This window comes from Agromyces mangrovi (genome assembly GCF_030296695.1).
GTDB classification, from domain to species: Bacteria; Actinomycetota; Actinomycetes; order Actinomycetales; family Microbacteriaceae; genus Agromyces; species Agromyces mangrovi.
The window spans coordinates 1,159,556-1,179,896 of record NZ_AP027737.1; the positions used below are offsets into that span (position 1 = coordinate 1,159,556).

At 73.5% G+C, this 20,341-nt stretch carries 18 protein-coding genes; 11 read left to right on the forward strand and 7 right to left on the reverse strand.

Going from position 1 to position 20,341, the window contains the following annotated elements:
* The first annotated feature begins 143 nt into the window (after positions 1 to 143).
* The gene (locus QUE38_RS05495; RefSeq protein ID WP_286310599.1) at positions 144 to 1,748 is read left to right on the forward strand and encodes a Na+/H+ antiporter NhaC family protein; all 1,605 of its coding nucleotides are present in this window, start codon (positions 144 to 146) and stop codon (positions 1,746 to 1,748) included.
* Between the two features lie 10 nt (positions 1,749 to 1,758).
* On the opposite strand, the gene QUE38_RS05500 is transcribed toward QUE38_RS05495, so the two are convergent.
* The gene (locus tag QUE38_RS05500) at positions 1,759 to 2,718 is read right to left on the reverse strand and encodes a carbohydrate kinase family protein (protein ID WP_286310600.1); all 960 of its coding nucleotides are present in this window, start codon (positions 2,716 to 2,718) and stop codon (positions 1,759 to 1,761) included.
* A 68-nt stretch (positions 2,719 to 2,786) separates the two neighbouring features.
* Between QUE38_RS05500 and QUE38_RS05505 the strand changes: the two genes are divergently transcribed.
* Together QUE38_RS05505 and QUE38_RS05510 are read left to right on the forward strand one after the other, a co-directional pair.
* Positions 2,787 to 3,827: an FUSC family protein gene (locus QUE38_RS05505; RefSeq protein WP_286310601.1), complete on the forward strand. Its 1,041-nt coding sequence runs from the start codon at positions 2,787 to 2,789 to the stop codon at positions 3,825 to 3,827.
* An 89-nt stretch (positions 3,828 to 3,916) separates the two neighbouring features.
* Positions 3,917 to 4,807, forward strand: coding sequence for a hypothetical protein (locus QUE38_RS05510; protein WP_286310602.1), 891 nt, complete (start codon positions 3,917 to 3,919; stop codon positions 4,805 to 4,807).
* A 54-nt stretch (positions 4,808 to 4,861) separates the two neighbouring features.
* On the opposite strand, the gene QUE38_RS05515 is transcribed toward QUE38_RS05510, so the two are convergent.
* Positions 4,862 to 5,881 carry a DUF2332 domain-containing protein gene (locus QUE38_RS05515; protein WP_286310603.1) on the reverse strand — a complete coding sequence of 340 codons (1,020 nt, stop codon included), beginning with the start codon at positions 5,879 to 5,881 and terminating at the stop codon, positions 4,862 to 4,864.
* A 263-nt stretch (positions 5,882 to 6,144) separates the two neighbouring features.
* Here QUE38_RS05515 and QUE38_RS05520 point away from each other — a divergent pair, with 263 nt between their 5' ends.
* Together QUE38_RS05520 and QUE38_RS05525 are read left to right on the forward strand one after the other, a co-directional pair.
* Positions 6,145 to 7,062 (forward strand): TspO/MBR family protein, encoded by a 918-nt coding sequence (locus tag QUE38_RS05520; RefSeq protein WP_286310604.1) that lies wholly within the window; start codon positions 6,145 to 6,147, stop codon positions 7,060 to 7,062.
* Between the two features lie 82 nt (positions 7,063 to 7,144).
* Positions 7,145 to 9,910, forward strand: coding sequence for a cation-translocating P-type ATPase (locus QUE38_RS05525; RefSeq protein WP_286310605.1), 2,766 nt, complete (start codon positions 7,145 to 7,147; stop codon positions 9,908 to 9,910).
* Between the two features lie 52 nt (positions 9,911 to 9,962).
* Here the strand turns inward: QUE38_RS05525 and QUE38_RS05530 are convergent, their stop codons facing one another.
* Entirely contained in the window at positions 9,963 to 10,217 is a 255-nt protein-coding gene (locus QUE38_RS05530; protein WP_286310606.1) for a hypothetical protein, read from the reverse strand.
* A gap of 91 nt (positions 10,218 to 10,308) precedes the next feature.
* Entirely contained in the window at positions 10,309 to 11,268 is a 960-nt protein-coding gene (locus tag QUE38_RS05535; RefSeq protein ID WP_286310607.1) for an aldo/keto reductase, read from the reverse strand.
* A gap of 94 nt (positions 11,269 to 11,362) precedes the next feature.
* On the opposite strand from QUE38_RS05535, the gene QUE38_RS05540 reads away from it, so the two are divergent.
* Genes QUE38_RS05540 through QUE38_RS05555 form a run of 4 tightly spaced genes read left to right on the forward strand, consistent with a single transcriptional unit; the run spans position 11,363 to position 15,260 of the window.
* On the forward strand, positions 11,363 to 12,931 hold the full coding sequence (locus QUE38_RS05540; protein ID WP_286310608.1) for a molybdopterin-dependent oxidoreductase: 1,569 nt from the start codon (positions 11,363 to 11,365) through the stop codon (positions 12,929 to 12,931).
* Between the two features lie 49 nt (positions 12,932 to 12,980).
* Positions 12,981 to 13,157 carry a hypothetical protein gene (locus QUE38_RS05545; RefSeq protein ID WP_286310609.1) on the forward strand — a complete coding sequence of 59 codons (177 nt, stop codon included), beginning with the start codon at positions 12,981 to 12,983 and terminating at the stop codon, positions 13,155 to 13,157.
* Positions 13,154 to 14,041: a protein kinase family protein gene (locus QUE38_RS05550; RefSeq protein ID WP_286310610.1), complete on the forward strand. Its 888-nt coding sequence runs from the start codon at positions 13,154 to 13,156 to the stop codon at positions 14,039 to 14,041. Before QUE38_RS05545 ends, QUE38_RS05550 begins: the two co-directional genes overlap by 4 nt.
* Before the next feature lie 28 nt (positions 14,042 to 14,069).
* Positions 14,070 to 15,260 (forward strand): phage tail sheath family protein, encoded by a 1,191-nt coding sequence (locus QUE38_RS05555; protein WP_286310611.1) that lies wholly within the window; start codon positions 14,070 to 14,072, stop codon positions 15,258 to 15,260.
* A 240-nt stretch (positions 15,261 to 15,500) separates the two neighbouring features.
* Here QUE38_RS05555 and QUE38_RS05560 read toward each other — a convergent pair whose 3' ends face one another.
* The 3 genes from QUE38_RS05560 to QUE38_RS05570 form a co-directional block, all read right to left on the reverse strand.
* On the reverse strand, positions 15,501 to 15,908 hold the full coding sequence (locus tag QUE38_RS05560) for a hypothetical protein (protein ID WP_286310612.1): 408 nt from the start codon (positions 15,906 to 15,908) through the stop codon (positions 15,501 to 15,503).
* A gap of 70 nt (positions 15,909 to 15,978) precedes the next feature.
* Positions 15,979 to 17,751: an amidase gene (locus QUE38_RS05565; protein WP_286310613.1), complete on the reverse strand. Its 1,773-nt coding sequence runs from the start codon at positions 17,749 to 17,751 to the stop codon at positions 15,979 to 15,981.
* The gene (locus tag QUE38_RS05570; protein WP_286310614.1) at positions 17,748 to 18,833 is read right to left on the reverse strand and encodes an agmatine deiminase family protein; all 1,086 of its coding nucleotides are present in this window, start codon (positions 18,831 to 18,833) and stop codon (positions 17,748 to 17,750) included. Before QUE38_RS05570 ends, QUE38_RS05565 begins: the two co-directional genes overlap by 4 nt.
* Positions 18,834 to 18,950: 117 nt before the next feature.
* On the opposite strand from QUE38_RS05570, the gene QUE38_RS05575 reads away from it, so the two are divergent.
* Together QUE38_RS05575 and QUE38_RS05580 are read left to right on the forward strand one after the other, a co-directional pair.
* Positions 18,951 to 19,604, forward strand: coding sequence for a TetR/AcrR family transcriptional regulator (locus QUE38_RS05575; protein ID WP_286310615.1), 654 nt, complete (start codon positions 18,951 to 18,953; stop codon positions 19,602 to 19,604).
* Positions 19,605 to 19,906: 302 nt separating this feature from the next.
* A complete protein-coding gene (locus tag QUE38_RS05580; protein ID WP_286310616.1) occupies positions 19,907 to 20,281 on the forward strand; it encodes a hypothetical protein in 375 nt (124 codons plus the stop codon).
* Positions 20,282 to 20,341 lie beyond the last annotated feature (60 nt).

The window sequence follows — 20,341 nt, forward strand, 5'->3', positions numbered from 1 at the left end:
CGAATCCACCGACTGAACTCCCACTGCAACCTGTTCAGCCGTGAGCGAACACGAGCGGCGTCGACGCACCCCGCACGTCCCCCCGACCGTTGACGGGCCGCGCGCACCCCTCCTAGGGTCGGAGCACACGGGAGGGGGACCCGATGCTCGAGACCGCACCCTGGCTGACCCTGGTACCGCCGGTGATCGCGATCCTGCTGGCGATCATCACGAAGAAGGTGATGCTGAGCCTCGGGGCCGGCGTCGTCGCGGCGGCGCTGCTCATCGCGGCGTTCAATCCGCTCGAGACGCTGCGGCTCGTGTGGGAGTCGTTCGCCGAGATCTTCTGGGTCGACGGCGGCGTGAACACCTGGTACGTCTACATCCTCGTCTTCACGCTCGCGCTCGGCGTGATCGCCGCGTTCATCATGATGTCGGGCGGTACCAAGGCGTTCGCCGACTGGGCGGTGGAGCGCATCAAGACCCGACGCGGCGGCATGTTCCTGCCGGCCATCCTCGGCATCGTCATCTTCATCGACGACTACTTCAACGCCCTCGCGGTCGGCCAGATCAGCCGGCCGGTCACCGACCAGCACCGCATCTCGCGCGCCAAGCTCGCGTACATCGTCGACTCGACGTCGGCCCCGGTCGCGGTGCTCGCCCCGTTCTCGAGCTGGGGCGCGTACATCATGGGCATCCTCGCGCCCATCGTCGCGGCCTCGGCTCTGACGCTCAGCAGCGTGCAGGCGTTCCTCGGCGCGGCCGCCGCGAACTACTACGCGATCGCCGCCGCGGTGCTCGTGTGGCTCGTCATCATCTTCAAGGCCGACCTCGGGCCGATGCGCCGCGAGGAGCGGCGGGCGATCGTCGAGGGCCGACCCTATGCCGAGGGCGAGGTCGTGCCCGGCGCGCTCAGCGAGGACCTGCCGGTGCACGAGCCCGGCGCGAAGCGCGCCCTCGTCGTGCCGTTCGTCGCACTGGTCGTCGGCGTGTTCACGGGCATCGTCTGGACCGGTGTGAGCGCAGGTGGCTCGTGGAACGTCGTCGACATCCTCGCCTCGACCGACACGAGCGCCGCGCTCATCTTCGGCGGCGCGCTCGGCCTCGTCGCCGCGCTGTACTACTACTTCCGCTACACCACGGCGAACCCGAAGTTCGCGTGGAACACGTTCGGCCGCGGCTGGTGGGAGGGCGTCAAGTCGATGATGCCCGCGGTCGGCATCCTGATCCTGGCGTGGATGCTCGGCGGACTGATCGACGCGCTCGGCACGGGCGTCTTCCTCGGCGAGCTCGTCGAGTCGTCGAACCTCTCGCCGGCGTGGTTGATCCCGATCGTGTTCGTGCTCGCCGCGGCGATGGCGTTCTCGACGGGCACGTCGTGGGGCTCGTTCGGCCTGCTGCTGCCGATCGCGGGCGGCATCGTGAACGCGGTGGATGCCCCGGAGCTGCTGCTCCCGATGCTCGGCGCCGTGCTGGCGGGCGCCGTCGCGGGCGACCACAGCTCGCCGATCTCCGACACGACGATCCTCTCCGCGACCGGCGCGGGCGCGAACGTGATCACGCACGTGGTGACGCAGCTGCCGTTCGTCGGCATCGCGGGCGGCTCGGCGATCGTCGGCTACGTCGTGCTCGCGGCGACCGACCTCATCTGGCTCGGACTGGTCGTGACCCTCGTCGTGCTCGCGGGCTGCGTGTTCCTGGTGCGGCTCATCCGGCAGCCCGTCGAACGCGAGGCGGCGGAGGTCGCCGAAACCGCGGCGACCGAGTAGCCGCGCGCCGTCACCAGGGGCTGGTGCAGGCCGCCGCGTCGAGGCACTCGCGCACGGTCGCGGCGTCGAGCGCGTGCTCGAGCTCGCGTGCGGTCGGCAGGTCGGCGCCCACGCGCCCGACCGTGATCGATGCCGCCGTCACGGCGCGCTTGCCGAGCCGGGCGAGGGCGTCGTGGTCGAGCGTCGCGGGCGGGGCATCCGTCGCCAGCAGCCCCGCGATGAGCGCCGCCATGAAGGTGTCGCCGGCCCCGACGGTGTCGCGCACGTCGACCGGCACGGCGGGCACCGCGGCGGATGCCTCGGTGTTCGCGACCACCGCACCGTCGCCGCCGAGCGTGACGGCCACGACTCCGGCCCCTGCGCCGAGCAGCTCGGCCACCACGACGTCGATCGCGCGACCGGGGTAGAGCCACGCGGCGTCCTCGTCGCTCAGCTTGACCACGTCGCACGACGCCGCGAGCGACTCGACCTCGACGCGGGCGGTGTCTGCGTCGCCGATGAGCGCGGGCCGGATGTTCGGGTCGAACGTGACGAGCGCGCGCCCCGACGCGGCGGCCACCGCCTCGCGCACGAGCGCCGCGCCGGGCGCGAGGAACGCGGCGATCGATCCGGTGTGCAGCATCCGCTCGCCGGCGAGCGCGGGCGCGGCGGGAAGCTGCCAGGCGATGTCGAAGTCGTACGTGGCCGAGCCGTCGGCGGCGATGGTCGCCCGGGCGCTCGCGGTGCGGTCGAGGCTCCACGAGCCCGCGTCGATCATGACACCGGATGCCTCGAGATGCGCGGCGATCGCCTCGCCGTACGCGTCGCGGGCGAGCGCCGTCACGAGCCTCGCGCCGACGCCCAGCCGGGCCAGCCCGAGCGCCACGTTCGCGGGCGATCCGCCCGGGGCATCCGTCTCGCCACCATCGGCGTCGATGACGACGTCCATGAGCGATTCGCCGACCACCAGCACCTGTGCTTCCGGGCTCATGTCGTGAGCCTACCCGCGCCGCACCCGATTGCGGCGAGCGCGAAACGCGCGAGCGCTAGCGTGGAGCCATGCGCTTCGCCGGCGAGTTCCGAGCGTCGCGGCGACTGCCGCTGCTGCAGGTCGCCAAGTCGATCGTGGCCACGCTCACGGCGTGGCTCCTCGGCGGCCTCCTGTTCCCCACCACGCTGCCGATCTTCGCGGCCATCGCGGCCCTGCTCGTGGTGCAGCCGAGCGTGAACCAGTCGCTCGGCAAGGGCATCGAGCGCAGCGTGGGCGTGATCGTCGGGGTCATCCTCGCGTCGGTGCTGGGCCTGTTGCTCGGGCCCGCGTCGTGGGTCGTGCTGCTCGCGATCATCGTGGCGAGCCTCACCTCGTGGGGCCTGAAGCTCACGTCGGGCACGTCGAACCAGGTCGCGATCAGCGCCATGCTGGTGCTCGCCCTCGGGCAGGCGACCCCGCAGTACGCGCTCGACCGCGTGCTCGAGACCGTGCTCGGCGCGTTCATCGGCATCGTCGTGAACGCGCTGATCGTGCCGCCCGTGCTGGTCGAGCCGGCCCGTCGCGCGGTGGTCGACCTGGGCCTCGAGGTCGCCGCGTCGATGGATCGCCTCGCGCACGGCCTGGCCGACCCGCAGCGGCCGGCCGACGTGTCGGGCATCATCATCGAGGCCCGGCTGCTGCGACCGATGACGGATGCCGCGGAGCAGGCGCTCGACGACGCGCGCGAGTCGCTCGCGCTGAACCCGCGCCGCCAGTCGCATCGGCGCGAGCTCGAACAGCTCGAGGCGCTGCTCGAGCGACTGCGCCCGATCACGACGCAGCTCATCGGCATGACCCGCGCGTTCCACGACCACTACGACGAGTCGCTGCACGACGAGCCGTCGGTGCGCTCGATCCGCGACGAGCTCGAGCGCGCCGCGCACGACGTGCGCCTGCTCGTGCGCCCCGCCGAGCGAGAGCCCGAGCCGATGACCACCGAGATCCCGGTGCTCACCGCGCCGCTCGCCCTCGCCCCGCCGCGGTCGACGCACTGGGTGGTGATCGGCTCGCTCATGGAGGACCTGCGGCGCATCCACGAGGGGATCGTCGGCGAGGACGACGCGGGCTGACGGGCATCCGCCCGCTCGCTCCTCCACAAGCGGACCGGACGCCGGTGCACCGCGTCGTACCCTCGACCGACAGTCACCGAGAGGACGCCGTGAGCGAGCAGACCGACGACCAGACCACCCCGGCCCAGCCCGCGCCCGAGGCGACCGCGGCCGCACCCGAGGCACCGGCTGCCGCGCCGGCCCCCGCAGCTGAGGCGGGGTGGAGCGCGCCCGGCGCGTCCGCGACCGCCACCGCGACCCTGCCCGAGATGTCGCAGCAGGCGGCGCCGCCCGCACCCGAGCCCACCGCCGAGGAGGCGGCCGCCGCGCCCCGCGGCGTGGGGGCCCTCGCGATCATCGCGGCAGTCGTCGCCGCGATCGCACTCGTCGGCGCCTTCGTGCTGCCGCTCGTCGGCATCCTCGCATCGGTGCCGGCGATCGTGCTCGGCATCGTGGCGCTCGTGCTCGCGGTCGTGCGCCGCCGCCGCGCGCTCGCGAAGGTGCTCGGCATCGTCAGCATCGTCGCCGGCGCGCTCGCGCTCATCGTCGCGGTGATCGTGTCGCTCGTCACGGCGCTCTCCGACCCGATCGTGCAGGCCGAGATCGACGCCGCGCTCGCCGAGCTCGACGAGACCTCGCAGGAGGCGCCCGCCCCGGTCGACGAGCCGGCCGATGGCGACGCCGCGGGTGCGGTCGACGACGGGTCGGATGCCGCGGGCGACGCAGCGGGCGACGACGCTGACGCCGACGACGCCGTCGACAAGACGCAGCGGTGGGAGCTCGACCCGGCCGAGGTCGAGTACTACGTCACGCTCGACTGGAACGACCAGGCCGAGGCCGAGGGTGCGCCGTGGCGCGCGACCGGCACCGACTGCGGCGACGCACCCAATCGGGTCGCGACCGGCGACTCGTACACCTGCGTCACCAGCTTCGACGACGGCGACCGCGTGCAGGTGCTGATCGACATCAGCGAAGAGGGCTGGACCTGGCTGACCCCGTAGCAGCCCCGCCGAGTCGTCATGAACTGTCGCTTTCCGCGCACGGATAGCGACAATTCATGACGACTCGCGGAAGGCGGGCGAGGGTCGGCCGAGCCAGTCGAGCGACTGGCCGTGCGGACCGGCGAACGCGACGAGGGTGCCGTCGAGGGCGAGCGCGAACCGCGACGACGCCTGCGTACCGTCGGGCTGCACGCCCGGCGTGACGCCCTGGCCCTCGAGCGAGATCCAGTGCGTGCGGCCGCGATCGGCCGCGAGCGCACGCACCTCGTCGGCGAACGCAGCACGGTCGTCGCGGCCGAGGTACACGATCGTGCCGGCATGGAACACCACCAGCGTGGCATCCGTCGGAGCCCCGGCCGCGACCTCGCGCAGCCGCTCGCGTCCGTCGCCCGCGACCAGTCGCGCGGGCTCCCGTCGCGCCACCTCGATCGCCCGGCGGATGCGCTCGCGCCGCTCGACCTGCTCGGGCCAGATCAGCGTCTCGAGCCAGCGCATGTCGTCGGCGTCGTCGACGTCGAGCGGCGCCAAGTCGATACCGGCGCGCCACACGATCTCGGGCATGCGCGCGGGCAGCGGCACCGGCCCGGTCGTCGCGCACTCCAGCAGCACGTCGGACTCGCCGAGCACGGTGTCGGCGAGCACGGGACCATCGTCGTAGCGGTAGGCGTAGCGATCCGGATACAGGCACAGACCCGCCGACGCACCCACCTCGAGCAGCGCGATCGGCCCGTCGATGCCGGCGAGCAGCGGCAGCATGGTGGCGCAGCGGCGCGGCTCGTTGGTCTGGGTCGCGCGGTGCAGCGCGGCATCCGCCACCGCCGGCCAGTGCGCGAGCAGCCACTCGCGCCACTCGCCGTACGCCCCCTCGGGCGCGCCGAGCAGGCGCGAGCACGCGAACACGAGGTTCGGCTGCCGCTTCGGCCGGGGCAGTTCGCGAATGCGGTCGAGCACCTCGTCGTCGCCGGCCACACCGGTCGCCCACGCCTCGTAGATCGCCGACTGCCCGCGCGCCTCGTTCGCGGCGAACCGCGTGTACCAGTCGCGCGTGACGTCACCGGTCTGCTGCACCTGCACGCGCCGAGTCTACGGATGCCGCGCGCGTCCACCCTGCCGCGCTCACCCGGCCCCGCCGGTCGCGATTACATGCAGATCGGACACATGGCGGCGAATACATGCAGACACGCCGCGTGTTCCACGCCGTTGCATGTTTTCGCGGCACGACGGTGCATCCGAACGGGCGGGTCCGCCTGAACCCTGTACGAGCGGCGCCGAACGCGCCGCGCGCCCTCCCGCCGACACCGGCGGCGAGGCCTACCGTGAGCACAGGAGGCAGCGACATGTCCGCATCCCACGAGACCACGGCGCGATCGACGACGAACGCCAACGCGAACGACGCGACCACGCCTGACCGCCCGACGGCAGCGCAGGCGACGGATGCCCCCGAGGCATCCGCCCGCCCCACCGCAACGAACGACCTGGCCCGCCAGCTCACCGTCGCCGTGAGCGCCGTGCTCGCGGTGGTGGGCTCGTTCATCGGGTCCGGCGCGGCCGGCGGCACGCCGATCCAGGACGCCGCGGGCGGCGCGCTGGCCGCCGACGCCACGCCCATCGCTCCGGGCACGGGCGCGTTCTCGATCTGGTCGGTGATCTACTTCGGGCTCCTCGCCTACGCGGTGTGGCAGTTCCTGCCCGCGCAGCGCACGGCCGAGCGCCACCGCCGCGTCGGCTACCCGGTCGCCGCCTCGCTGCTGCTGAACGCCGCGTGGATCCTGTCGATCCAGTTCGACGTGCTCTGGCTCAGCATCCCGATCATCGCCGTGCTGCTCGGCGTGCTCGTCGTCGCGTTCCTCACGCTGCTGCGCTGGCGGCCCGCGAACGCGCTCGACGCGCTGGTCACCGACGGCACGGTCGGCCTCTACCTCGGCTGGGTGTCGATCGCGACCGCCGCGAACGTCACGGCCGGGCTCGTCGCCGCCGGGTTCGACGGGTGGGGCATGGGGGCGGATGCCTGGGCCGTCGTGGTGCTCGCGGTCGCCGGCCTCGTGGGCGTCGCGATCGCCGTGCGCGGCGGCGGGCGCATCGCGCCGACGCTGTCGCTCTGCTGGGGACTCACCTGGGTCGCGATCGCACGTCTCGACGGCGACCTGCTGTCGACGCCGGCCGCCGTCGCGGCGATCGTCGCGGTGGTCGTCGTGGTGATCGCGACGATCCTCGCCCGGGCGCGCCTCATGCTGCGCGGCGAGCAGCCGAAGTAGGGCGCCGCCCCGCGGCATCCGCTCGCCCGCCCTCCCGCATCGTCACTAGGCTGGCGACGACGACGCGGGGAGGCGGAGCGGCATGACGGACGCAGCTGCAACGAGCACCACGGATGCACCCGAGGAGACGCCCGGCCCGGCCTGGTGGAGTCTCACGACCGATGAGGTGACGACGCGGCTCGGCGTCGATCCGGCGGCGGGCCTCGTCGAGGGCGAGGTGAACGGGCGGCTCGCGGAGTACGGCGAGAACGCACTCGCGTCCGCCCCGCAGCCGAGCTGGGTGCGCATCGCGCTGAAGCAGCTGTTCGAGCTCATGACGCTCATGCTCGTGATCGTCGCGATCGTGTCGCTCGTGATCGGCCAGGTCTCGACCGCGATCATCGTGGGCATCCTGGTGCTGTACAACGTGTGGCGCGGCACGAGCCAGGAGCTCAAGGCGAAGCGCAGCGTCGACGCCCTGTCGAAGCTGCAGGTGCCGCAGGCCCGAGTGGTGCGCGGCGGCGCAGTGCGACTGGTCGACGCGACGAACATCGTGCCGGGCGACGTGGTCGACCTCGAGGCGGGCGACCTCGTGCCCGCCGACGGACGCATCCTGCGGGCGGCGAACCTCGAGACGCAGGAGGCGGCGCTCACCGGCGAGTCGCTGCCGATCCCGAAGGGGCCCACCGCGACCGGCGCCGACACGGCCCTCGCCGACCGCACCTCGATGGTCTACCAGAACACGTCGATCACGCGCGGCACCGCCCGCATCGTCGTCGTCGAGACCGGCATGCGCACCGAGGTCGGCCGCATCGCGAGCCTGCTCACCACGGTCGAGTCGGGCAAGTCGCCGCTCGGGCGCGAGCTCGACTCGCTCACGAAGGTGCTCGGCATCATCGCCTGGTCGGCGGTCGCGATCATCATCGCGATCGGCCTGCTGCGCGGGCAGGAGCTCGACGAGCTGCTCTTCCTCGGCACGGCGGTCGCGATCTCGGCGATCCCGACCGGCCTGCCGGCGTTCGTGCAGAGCCTGCTCGGCTGGGGCGCGAACCGGCTCGCCGCGCAGAAGGCGATCGTCACGAGCCTGAACGACGTCGAGACGCTCGGCGCGACGAGCGCGATCTGCTCCGACAAGACCGGCACGCTCACGATGAACGAGATGACAGTGCGCACGGTCTGGTTCGGCGGCGCGCACCTGTCGGTCACGGGCGGCGGGTACTCGTTCGACGGGCGCGTGCTGACGCCCGCGGGCGACGAGGCGGAGGTGCATCCGGGCAAGCTCGCGCAGGCGCTCGTGCTGCCGAACGATGCATCCGTCTCCCCCGACGGCGACGTGGTCGGCGACCCGACCGAGGCCGCGCTGGTCGTGCTCGCCGCGAAGCTCGGCGTCGACGCCGACGAGTCGCGCCGCACCCACCCACGGCTCGCCGAGGTGCCGTTCGACTCCGACTACAAGTACATGGCCACCTTCCACCGCATGGAGGTGCGCGGGGAGCGCCACCTGGTCGAGTTCGTGAAGGGCGCGCCCGACATCGTGCTCGGCCGGTGCGTCAGCATGGTCGACGCGTCGGGCGAGATCGTGCCGGTCGATGCGGATGCCGCGACGGCGGCGCTCGAGGAGATGTCGGCATCGGGCCTGCGCACCCTCGCCCTCGCGACCCGCACGCTCGACGCGTCCGACGAGGCGGACATGCTGCGCGACCCGCAGGGCATGGTGCACGACCTGGTGCTCGCGGGCATCGTCGGCATCGTCGACCCGCTCCGCGCCGAGGCGAAGGACGCGGTCGCGCTCGCGCAGCGCGCGGGCATCGAGGTGCGCATGATCACGGGCGACCACGCGGTGACGGCGGGCGCCATCGGCGCCGAGCTCGGCCTCGGCCCGGGCGCGATCTCGGGCGCCGACCTGCGCACGCTCGACGACGCGAAGCTGAACTCCCGACTCGGCCACCTGCACGTGTTCGGCCGCGTCACCCCGCAGGACAAGCTGCGCCTGGTCGGCATGCTCCAGTCGCAGGGCGAGGTGGTCGCCATGACCGGCGACGCCGTGAACGACGCGGCCGCGATCAAGCAGGCCGACATCGGCGTGGCGATGGGCTCGGGCTCGGAGGTCACGAAGCAGGCGGCGAAGCTCGTGCTCACCGACGACAACTTCTCGACGCTCGTGCACGCGGTCGAGCTCGGCCGCGTCGTCTACGACAAGATCGTCTCCTACCTGCGCTTCCAGATGTCGCAGCTGTTCTCGATGATCTTCCTGTTCCTGGCCGCGAGCGCGTTCGCGATCAACGACGGCGTCGCGATGTTCCCGGGCATGGTGCTGTTCCTCAACTTCTTCATCACGCTGTTCGCGGTGCTCGCGATCGCGGGCGACCCGACGCCGCCGGGCATCATGGACCGCCCGCCGCGCGACCCGAAGCAGGGCATCACGAACCCGGCGTCGCTCGCCGAGTGGCTGCTCTACGGCGTGACGATCTTCATCGTCTCGCTCGTGCCGCTGGTGTGGGGGCCGGATGCCCCGAGCCCGACCGATCCCAGCGCCTCGATGACCATGGTCTACATCGTCGTCGGATTCGCCACCGTGTTGAGCGCGCTGCTCATGCGCCGCGCACCCGAGTCGGGCCTCCTGCCGCCGATCTCGTCGGCCGCGAAGATGCTCGTCTGGCCGGTGCTGCTGCTCGTCGCCACGACCGAGTTCGGGTTCCTCCAGGCCGCGCTCGGCACGGTCTCCCTCACCGGGTGGCAGTGGCTCGAGTGCATCGCCCTGCTGCTGCCCGTGCTCGCGGTCGTCGAGGCGCACAAGTGGTGGCTGCGCCGCCGGGCGCGGGCCGCGAAGGCGCCGAAGCCGGCCCGGGAGCCGGTGGTCACCGACTGAGCGATTTCCCTGCGGGCGGCACCGAGCGGATGCCCCTGAGCCGGCGCTCCCGTCAGCCTGCGAGCGACCCGAGGTACTCGTCGGTCTCGACCCACTGGGCGTGGCACGCCTTGCAGTGCCGGGTGGGCGCGAAGTCGGTGGGGAACCAGCCGCCGTGCACGACGTCGCCGTCGGCGATGGCCTGGTCGAGCACCTCGTCGGTGAGCCCGTAGACGACCTGCACGGTGCTGCCCGACCCGCAGTCGGGGCAGGCGTCGCTGCCGGTCAGCGGCAGGTCGATCGACTCGGTCACGGGGCTCGTCTCCATGTGCCGCACGCTACGCCCGGCCGCCGACATCGCCCGGTCGCGACGCGCGGCGGGGGCGAACCCGGGCCGCCGGGCCGCCTCCCCCGACCGCTCAGTCGCCGAAGTCGAGCCAGTGCTCGCGCCCCGGCCGCAGCGCGTCGAGCTCGTCGAACAGCGCGTCGGGCAGGTCGGCCGCGGCCGCACGGAGCAGGCCGTCGAGCCGCTCGGGCTTCGTCGCGCCGACGACCGTGGTGGCGACGACGGGGTCGCGCAGCGACGCCTGCAGCGCGGCGGTGGCGAGGTCGGTGCCGTACCGCGTGCACGCCTCCGCCATCGCACGCACCGCGGCCAGCGTGGCATCCGATGCCGGCCGGTAGCCGTAGTGCGTCGCACCCTCGGGTCGCGCGAGGATGCCGCCGCCGTAGACCGCCGCGTTGATCACCGGCACGCCACGCTCGACCGCACGCTCGACGAGCGCCTCGGCGCTGCGGTCGACGAGGGTCCAGCGGTTGTGCACGAGCAGGGCGTCGAACACGTCGAGCGCGAAGTAGCGCTCGATCTCCTGCACGCGGCCGCCCGCGAGCCCGATGCGCCCGATCTCGCCGGCCTCGCGCATGGCGACGAGCGTGTCGACGGCGCCGCCGGGCGCGGTCATGGCGGCGAAGTCCCAGCCCTCGGGGTCGTGCAGGTGCACGAGCGGCAGCTCGTCCAGGCCGAGTCGCTCGCGACTCTCGCGCACCGACTCGCGCACGCGCGCACCCGAGTAGTCGCCGTCGCGCGGGTCGACCTTGGTGATCACCGCGCGGCCCTCGCCGAGCCCGCCGGCACGCGCGATCGCCGCGCCGATGCGCCGCTCGCTCTCGCCGTCGCTGTAGCCGTTCGACGTGTCGATGGTGCGGAACGGCGACTCGAGCACCGCCTGCACGAAGTCGACCGCGGCGTCTGCGGCGACCGCCGATCCGTAGAGGTGCGGCATCGAGCCGAGCGGGCTGCCGCCGATGGTGATGGCGCACACGTCGATGCCGGTCGCGCCGAGCGGCCGCATCCAGTCGGGGCTGTCGGGGGTGAGCATGCGCCCAGTCTGGCGCATCCGCGAAATGTGACGAAGCGCTGACGATTCCGGCATCCGCGCCTCCGCTCGCCCGCGCGCGACCTAGCGTGGGAGCATGGCCGACTCGCCCCGACGACCCCTGCCCGGATGGCTGCTGCCGGGCGGCGCCGGCGTGGCCGCGGCACTGTTCGGCGCCGGCCTCGGCGAGCTGTCGGCCGCGCTCTTCGCGCAGGGCGGCAGCCCGTTCACCGTCATCGGCTCGTGGCTCGTCGACCTCGCGCCGCCGTGGGCGAAGGACACCGCGATCGCGCTGTTCGGCACGAACGACAAGACCGCGCTGCTGGTCGGCATCGGCATCGTGCTCATCGCGGTCGCGTTCGGCGCGGGCGTGCTCGAGTGGCGGCGCCCGCCGTTCGGCCGCGTCGTGCTCGTCGGGCTCGGCGTGGTCGGCTTCATCGCCGCGACGTCGCGCGCGAACGCCACCCCGCTCGACTGGGTGCCGTCGGCGATCGCGGCCGGCGCAGCGGCATCCGCCCTGGCCGTCGTGCTGAGGCGCCTGCCCGCCCCGGCGCCAGAGCGAGCGGATGCCCCCGAGGACGCCGCCCGCGCGACCGGCATCGACCGGCGCCGCTTCCTCGGCTGGGCCGGCGGCGCGGCTGCGATCGGTGCCGTCGCCGCGCTCGGCGGCTACGCCCTGCAGGCGGGCTCCCGGGCCGTGAGCGCGGTGCGCGAGGCGATCTCGCTGCCGACGCCCGCGACGCCCGCCCCGCCGATTCCGGCCGGCGCCGAACTCGGCATCAACGGGCTCGCACCCGTCGTCACGCCGAACGACCGCTTCTACCGCATCGACACGGCGCTGCGCGTGCCCGACCTCGAGCCGGCCGACTGGAGCCTGCGCATCCACGGCATGGTCGACCGCGAGATCACGCTGACCTGGGACGAGCTGCTCGCCCTGCCGCTGGTCGAGCACGCCGTGACGCTCGCGTGCGTGTCGAACGAGGTGGGCGGCTCGCTCATCGGCAACGCCGTGTGGCTCGGCGCGCCGATCCGCGAGCTGCTCGCCGAGGCGGGTCCGGCCGCCGACGCCGACATGGTGCTCTCGCGCTCGGTCGACGGGTGGACGGCGAGCACGCCCATCGAGGCGCTCACCGACGACCGGCAGTCGCTGCTCGCGGTCGGCATGAACGGCGAGCCGCTGCCCGCCGAGCACGGCTTCCCGGTGCGCATGGTGGTGCCCGGCCTCTACGGCTACGTGTCGGCGACCAAGTGGGTGACCGAACTCGAGGTCACCCGGTTCGACCGCGCCGAGGCGTACTGGACCCCGCGCGGCTGGTCGGAGCGCGGGCCGATCAAGCTGCACTCGCGCATCGACGTGCCGCGCCCCGGGTCGACGGTCTCGCCCGGCGCGCAGGTCGCGGCCGGGGTCGCGTGGCACCAGCACACGGGTGTCGCGGGCGTCGAGGTGTCGGTCGACGACGGGCCGTGGGAGCCGGCCGAGCTCGCGACCGCGATCTCGGACGACACGTGGGTGCAGTGGCGGCACGAGTGGCAGGCCGAGCCGGGCACGCGACAGCTGCGGGTGCGGGCCATCAGCGCCGACGGCGAGGTGCAGACCGAGGAGCGCGTGCCGGTCGCCCCCGACGGCGCCACCGGCCACCACGGCATCTCGGTGAACGTCGCCTGAGTCCTCCCACGCGGTCCGGGCGGTCCGGGCGGGCCGGTACCGTTGCGCCATGGCGGTGCATGGTTCGGGCAGTCGGATGCCCTGGGGCGACGTGCCCGCGAGTCTGCGCGCTGCGGTGGACGACCTGCTCGGCTCGCCCGTGGTCGACGCCGTCAGCCAGCCGGCCGGGTTCTCCCCGGCTCCGCCGACCGGGTCACGACGGCCGACGGTGCGCGCGCGTTCGTGAAGACCGCGGCGGCCTCGGTGAACGCGCGCTCGGTCGAGCTCCACCGGTTGGAGGGGGCCATCGCGAGTGCGCTGCCCGACGACCTGCCGGCTCCCGGCGTGCGCGGCGTGGTCGACCAGGGGGACTGGATCGCGGTCGTGTTCGACGACGTCGAGGGGCGGCATCCGCACACCCCCTGGCAGCCCGACGAGCTGACGGCCGTGCTCGACGCGCTCGCCGCACTCACGGCCGAACCCGCGCCGCCCGCGCTTCGCGGGATGCTCGGGTCGGCGACCGACGCGCTCGACGACAACCTGCGCAGTTGGGAGCGACTCGCCGCCGACCCGTCGCGCCTGCCCGCGCTGGCACCCGACGACCGCGAGTGGGTGGCGGGGCGGATCGACGAGTTCGCCGTGGCGGCGACCACCGCGATCGGCGAAGTGGGCGGCGACCGCCTGGTGCACCTCGACGTGCGGGCCGACAATGTGCTCGTGCGGCCGGACGGATCCGTCGTGCTCGTCGACTGGCCGTGGGCGGCGCTCGGCGCGGGCTGGCTCGACGCGCTCGTGCTGCTCGTCAACGTGCGCCTGTACGACCCGACCGCCGACGTGGAGTCGCTGCTCCACGGGCATCCGGTCTTCGCGGGGCTCGACGACGACGTGGCGAACCGTCTGCTCATCGGCCTCACCGGGTTCTTCCTCGAGGCGTCCGCCGGCCCCGAGGTGCCGTCGATCCCGACGCTCCGACGCTTCCAGCTCGACCAAGGCCTCGTGAGCCTCGCGCTGCTGCGCGAGCGCCTCCCTGACCCGGCGCCTTCCCAGACCCGTCGAAAGGGTGCGGAATGCGGGCGCGGAACGCGGCTTCGTGACGGGTCTCAGCACCACCCCTCGTACACTCGGTCGTAGCCGCCGAACGCCCGGGAGGAGGCACGCGATGGCCGATCGGTTCCTGTCGCCGGGCGTGTTCGTGCGCGAGGTGCCGCAACCCGGACCGCCGCCGATCACGCCGGTCCAGACCGCGCTCACGGGGTTCGTGGGCGGCGCGACGGCGGGCCCGCACGACGAGCCGGTGTCGGTCGCGAGCTGGGGCGAGTTCGCCCGCACGTTCGGCGGGGTCACGGCGCGCAGCCACCTCGGCTACTCGGTGCGCGACTTCTTCCGCAACGGCGGGCGACGCGCGATCGTGGTGCGGGTCGGGGCCGGCGACGGGACGGTCGCAGACGACGACGTGCTCGGCGCCGACGTGCCCGCACCCCGCGGCCTCCACGCCCTCGCGGTCTCAGAGCACCTCGGACTCCTGGTCGTGCCGCCGTACGCCTCAGCCGGGGTCGCGCGACGCGGCGACCCGCTCGCGGCGTTCGGCGTCGGCGAGTCCGTGATCGCCGCCGCCGTCGACTTCGCCACGCGCCGCCGCGCGACCGCGGTGCTCGACGCACCCGCCGCCCTCGCCCCGCGAACCGCCACCGCTGCCGACTTCGCCGCCTTCCCCGACAGCCCGGACGCCGCGGTGTACGCGCCGCGCGTGACCGGCGCCGATCCGCTCCGACCGGCCGACACCGTGCGCGCGCCGTCGGGCGCGATCGCGGGCCTCATCGCGCGCACCGATGCGACGCGCGGCGTGTGGAAGGCGCCGGCGGGCACGGATGCCGCCCTGGCGGGCATCGGCGGCCTCGAGGCATCCGTGCACCAACACGAGATCGAGGCGCTCACGCAGCTGCGGGTGAACGCGCTGCGCGCCGCGGGCGACGGCTCGGTGCTCGTGTGGGGCGCGCGCACCCGCTCGACCGATCCCGAGTGGCGGTACCTGCCCGTGCGCCGCACGGTGCGCTTCCTCGAGGAGAGCATCGAGCGCGGCCTCGCCTGGACGGTGTTCGAGCCGAACGACGCGAACCTGCAGGCGCGCGTGCGCGCGATGGTCGAGCGCTTCCTCGACGACCTGTTCCGGGCCGGCGCCTTCCGCGGCCAGAGCGCCCGAGAGGCCTACACGGTGCGGGCGGATGCCTCGACGACGACGCCCGCCGACGTCGCCGCGGGCCGCCTCAACGTGCTGATCGGCGTCGCGCTCACCGCGCCGGCGGAATTCACGGTGACGCGCCTCACGGCCCGCACCGCCGTCACCCCCTGACCGCGCGGCGCGTCAGGCGTGCTGGGCGCCGTCGGCGGCCTCGCGCGACTGCTTCACCTCGAACGCGACCTCGCGCATGAGCAGGCGCATGCGCCGGTCGCGGCCCTGCTCGTAGTCGGGGTCGTCCTCGTAGCGGTGCCAGGTCTCGGCGGAGCGGCGCGCGATCTCCCCGCCGATCTCCCCACGCGTCGTCGCGCGCGAGCTTCACGAGCACCCGCACCGACTGCGCGTCGTCGCGGATCACCCGCAGCCGCGCCGCGACCGCCGTGTTGACCTCCTCGCGGTGCTCGAGGTTGTGCAGGTCGCGCGATCGGTAGTCGTGCTCGTGCTTCGCGCGCCCGGGCAGGCTGAACGCCTTGCGCCGCACCTCGTGCACGCGCTCGGCCGACCGGTCGAGCTCGGCGATGTGCTCGTCGAGGATCTCCTCGCGACCCCCTCGTACCGCGCAGTGTCGAACGCGTCCTCGCCGCGCAGCGCGCCGACGATGATGCGGTTCTTCAGCGTGAGCCGGGCGCTGTACCGCGCGACCATCACGCCGTCGTCGATCACGTGCTCGCGCAGCGGCTGGTCGGGATTGATCTCGGGCGCGCGGTAGGGCTCCATCTTGAACCGCTTGGGGCCGCGACGGAACAGGTCTCTCCAGCCCATCGCCGACCCCCTTTCCGACACGCGGCGCTCCACGCTCAGCGTAGCGCCGTGGGCCGAGCGGATGCCCGGGTCAGCGTCCCGTGAGCGGTGGCGTCCGCGGCGGCGACGTGCGGCGCGACCCGGTCGCCTCGAACGCGGCGGCGAGCGCCAGCAGCGCCGTGTCGTCGTAGGCGCGGCCGGCGAACGTGAGGCCCACGGGCATCCCGATGTCGGCCAGCGTGCCCATGGGCACGGTCACCGTCGGGATGCCGAGGTGCCGCGGCACGAGGTTGCCGTTGGCGACCCAGGTGCCGTTGCGCCAGGCCAGGTCGGCGGATGCCTCGTCGGCATCGGCGTCCGCCGGCCCCACGTCGGCCACGGCGGGGAAGACGACGGCGTCGAGGCCGAGGCCGTCCATCCACTGCTCGAGGTCGATGCGCCGGGTCTCCTCGAGCCCGCGCAGCCCCTCCTCGAGGTTCGGGATGTCGGTGAGTTGCCGTCCCGGGTGGGCGCGCACGTGCGCGGGGTAGTCGGCGATGTCGTCGTCGAACCCGGCGTAGCGGTCGGGCAGCGCGCCCTCGGGCTGCGGGAAGATGCGCGCGCCGTCGACGTCGGCGAGACTCGGCAGCGCGGGGTCGCCGTTCGCACGCAGGAAGTCGTCCCACGCCCACGCCGACAGGTCGACGATCTCGCTCCGAAGGAACTCCGGGCTCACGAGCCCGCGCGTGAACACGGTCGGCGCACCGGGCCGGTCGCCCTCGTAGTTCGTGACGGCGGGGAAGTCGACCTCGACGACCTCGGCGCCGGCGGCCTCGAGGTCGCGGCGCGCGGCCGCCCACAGCTCGATCACCGAGGCGCGGGTCTCGATGCGCCGCCCGGTCGGCCCACCGATGCCGGGGGCATCCGCGGTGCCGGCGTCGGGATCGGCGTTCACGTACATGCGCGGCACGCCGAAGCGCCGGCCCGCGAGCGCGGCACGGGCCGCCGCGGCGTCGCCCGGCGAGGCATCCGCGCCGTCGTCGCCCGGCCCCGGGGCATCCGACCCACCCGGCGCCAGCGCCGCATACGACTCCGGGCGCACCGACGATGCCGCGGGCAGCGCGACCCACGGCTGCGCGCGCCAGAAGTCGCCGCGCGTCTCTGGGTCGTCGGCGACGATCACGTCGAGCACGGCGAGCAGGTCGGCCATGGTGCGCGTCTGCGGCACGACGACGTCCATGGTCGGCACGAGCGGCCAGTTGCCGCGCACCGAGATGACGCCGCGCGAGGGCGTGTAGGCGCAGAGCGCGTTGTTCGAGGCGGGCGCGCGGCCCGACGACCAGGTCTCCTCGCCGAGCCCGAACGCGGCGAATGACGCTGCGGTCGCGGTGCCCGACCCGTTCGACGAGCCCGACGCGAACGCGGCCGTCAGGTAGTCGGCGTTGTACGGGCTCTCGGCGCGGCCGTAGACCCCGCGCTGCATGCCGCCGTTCGCCATGGGCGGCATGTTCGTCAGGCCCAGGCAGATCGCCCCGCCCGCACGCAGCCGCGCGATCGCGAACGCGTCGTCGCCGGCCACGAGGTCGGCGAACGCCGGGCTGCCGGCCGCGACCGTGAGCCCGCGCACCGCGTACGAGTCCTTCGCGGTGTACGGAATGCCGTCGAGCGGCCCGAGCACTTCGCCGCGCGACCGCCGCGCGTCCGACTCCCGCGCCTCGGCGAGCGCGTCGGGGTTCGGCACGACCACGGCGTTCAGGCGGATGCCGCCGCGATCGAAGTACGCGATGCGCGCGAGGTACGCGAGCACGAGCTGCTCGCTCGTCGCGCGGCCCTCCTCGAGCGCGGCGCGCAGGTCGGCGATGGACGCCTCGTGCACCTCGATCATCGCTCGGCCCCCTCGGCCCCCGCAGCGACCTCGGCCCCGGCAGCGACCCCGGCATCCGCGCCCACCGCCGGCTGCTGCTGCGTGATGCAGTGGATGCCACCGCCGCGCGCCAGGATCTCCCGCGCATCGACGGTCACGACCTTCCGCCCGGGATACGCCTCGGCGAGGATCTCGGCGGCCGCCGCATCCGCCCGCTCCTCCCCGTAGCCGCAGGCGATGACGCCGCCGTTCACGACGAGGTGGTTCACGTAGCTGTAGTCGACGAAGCCGTGCTCGTCGCGCAGCGTCGCGGGTGCGGGCAGGTCGATGATGTCGAAGCGGCGGCCCGCGGCATCCGTCTGCATCTCGAGGAAGGCTCGCAGCTCGCGGGTGACCTCGTAGTCGGGGTGCTCGACGTCGTTCTGGGCGTGCAGCAGCAGGCGACCGGGCGAGGGGATCGTCGCGACCATGTCGACGTGCCCGCGCGTGCCGAAGTCGTCGTAGTCGCGGGTGAGGCCGCGGGGCAGCCAGATCACCTTGGTCGCCCCGATGGTGCGGGCGAGCTCGTCCTCGACGCGTGCGCGGTCGGCGTAGGGGTTGCGGCCCGGGTCGAGCTGCACGGTCTCGGTGACGAGCACCGTGCCCTCGCCGTCGACGTGGATGCCGCCGCCCTCGTTCACGAGCAGCGACGAGACGACCGGCACGTCGACCTGCCCCGCGACGAAGCGCGCGATCTCGCGGTCGTGCTCCCAGCTCGCCCACGCGGGCGCACCCCAGCCGTTGAAGACCCAGTCGACCGCGCCGAGCGATCCGTCGTCGCCGAGCACGAACGTGGGCCCCATGTCGCGCATCCAGTAGTCGTCGAGCGGGGCCTCGACCTGCGCGATATGGCCGCCGAGCATGCTGCGGGCATGAGCGGATGCCACGGGGTCAACGACCATCGTCACCGGCTCGAACTCCGCGACGGCGTGGGCCACCGCGGTCCACGCCTCGCGCGCGCGGTCGCCGTCGGCCTCGGATTCGCCGAGCGTGAGGTTCGGGCGCGGGAACGCCATCCACGTGCGCTCGTGCGGGGCGGTCTCGGACGGCATGCGCCAGGTCATGGTTCCTCCTCGTGGCGGGCGGCGGCCGCTCGGGCGACCGACGCGTTATTGATCATATGGTCAACAATCGGCGCGGCGCACCCCCTCAGCGGCATCCGACTGCCTAGACTCGACGCGATGACTCGAACGCTTCGCCGGCGCGCCGGCCGGAAGTCGCCCGAGGCTCGGGGGGAACAGATCCAGGCCGCGGCGCGCTCGCTCGCCCTCGACCAGGGCCTGTCGGCGCTCACGCTGCGCAGCATCGCGGCCCGCATCGACGTCACCCCCGCCCTCGTCTCGCACTACCAGCCGAACATGGACGCGCTCATCGCCGCCACCTTCACGTCGATCGTCTCCGAGGAGATCGAGGAGGTCGCCGCCCTGCTCGCCGAGCAGCCCACCCCGACGGCGGGCCTCGCGGCGCTGCTCGACACGCTCCTCGACGCCGAGCGCGACGACGTCACGATCGTCTGGGTCGAGGCGTGGGCCATGGGCCGGCGCAGCGACGCGCTCGCGGGCGCGATCCGCGGCGAGATGGACGCCTGGCACGACGTGCTGCGTGGCTTCGTCGAGCAGGGCGTCGCCGCGGGCGAGTTCGAGACGGATGCCCCCGATGCGGTCGCCTGGCAGCTGCTCGGCATGATCGACGGGCTGAACGCCCAGGCGCTCGTGCGCTGGGGCGACCCGGGCGAGCGCGGCTCGATGCTCGGCCGCGCCGTCGAGGGCATGCTCGGGTTGACGCGCGGCGCGCTGGCGGCGGAGTCACGCGCCAGTGCGGCAACCGCCACCTGACGCGACCCGCGCGAAACGGACCCGATCGGCCAAAACGCTGGCGGCAGCCGCATCCGCTCCCCTACTCTGGGCGGAGCGCCGCGGCACGGTCGCCGTCGGTGCATCCAGTCGACGGGTACCAGACGTCCCGAGCGCAGGAGCCGTGCATGCACGACGCAGCAGACGCACCACGCCACACGCACCACCGACGAATCGACGAACCGACGGGCCTCACCCGCCGCGCACTGACGAGGTCTGCCGCCTGGTCGGTCCCCGCGATCGCCGTCGCCGCGACCGTTCCGGCGGTCGCCGCGTCGGCCGAGGTGCCCGCGGTCGCGGTCCGAATCCCGTTCTTCAACTGCTCCACCATCCCCGAATTCCACGTGGAGATCTCGACGAACCCGATACCGGTCGGTGCGCAGTTCCTGGTCTCCGTGACCACGGACGAGGATCTCGGACTGGTCAGTGCCGGCATCCCCGCGCTCGGCATCGACCTGACGTCCGGTCCCGCCACCGTGACCGGCACCGGCGTCGCATTCGCCCAGACGATCGATATCTCAGTCGCCATGGGTCTCGAGGGCAGAGGGACCCTCCTGGTTTCGGTCAGCGCTGTGTCCGGAATGACGTTCACGGGCACCACGACGCGCGGCGCGTACCTGCTGAGGCCCGCCAGCACGGGGTGGGAGTGCTGCTGCTGACCGGCTCGGTGTTGCGCCGCTCCGCCTGACGTCCCGGCCGCACTCCCGGTCGGCACGTCG

Coding starts and splice junctions, on each gene's coding strand:
- QUE38_RS05570 (WP_286310614.1), bottom strand. CDS start 18,833: ATGACCTGGCGCATGCCGTCCGAGACCGCCCCGCACGAGCGCACGTGG.
- QUE38_RS05540 (WP_286310608.1), top strand. CDS start 11,363: ATGGCCGACTCGCCCCGACGACCCCTGCCCGGATGGCTGCTGCCGGGC.
- QUE38_RS05560 (WP_286310612.1), bottom strand. CDS start 15,908: ATGGGCTGGAGAGACCTGTTCCGTCGCGGCCCCAAGCGGTTCAAGATG.
- QUE38_RS05575 (WP_286310615.1), top strand. CDS start 18,951: ATGACTCGAACGCTTCGCCGGCGCGCCGGCCGGAAGTCGCCCGAGGCT.
- QUE38_RS05565 (WP_286310613.1), bottom strand. CDS start 17,751: ATGATCGAGGTGCACGAGGCGTCCATCGCCGACCTGCGCGCCGCGCTC.
- QUE38_RS05525 (WP_286310605.1), top strand. CDS start 7,145: ATGACGGACGCAGCTGCAACGAGCACCACGGATGCACCCGAGGAGACG.
- QUE38_RS05555 (WP_286310611.1), top strand. CDS start 14,070: ATGGCCGATCGGTTCCTGTCGCCGGGCGTGTTCGTGCGCGAGGTGCCG.
- QUE38_RS05530 (WP_286310606.1), bottom strand. CDS start 10,217: ATGGAGACGAGCCCCGTGACCGAGTCGATCGACCTGCCGCTGACCGGC.
- QUE38_RS05545 (WP_286310609.1), top strand. CDS start 12,981: ATGGCGGTGCATGGTTCGGGCAGTCGGATGCCCTGGGGCGACGTGCCC.
- QUE38_RS05505 (WP_286310601.1), top strand. CDS start 2,787: ATGCGCTTCGCCGGCGAGTTCCGAGCGTCGCGGCGACTGCCGCTGCTG.
- QUE38_RS05535 (WP_286310607.1), bottom strand. CDS start 11,268: ATGCTCACCCCCGACAGCCCCGACTGGATGCGGCCGCTCGGCGCGACC.
- QUE38_RS05520 (WP_286310604.1), top strand. CDS start 6,145: ATGTCCGCATCCCACGAGACCACGGCGCGATCGACGACGAACGCCAAC.
- QUE38_RS05495 (WP_286310599.1), top strand. CDS start 144: ATGCTCGAGACCGCACCCTGGCTGACCCTGGTACCGCCGGTGATCGCG.
- QUE38_RS05500 (WP_286310600.1), bottom strand. CDS start 2,718: ATGAGCCCGGAAGCACAGGTGCTGGTGGTCGGCGAATCGCTCATGGAC.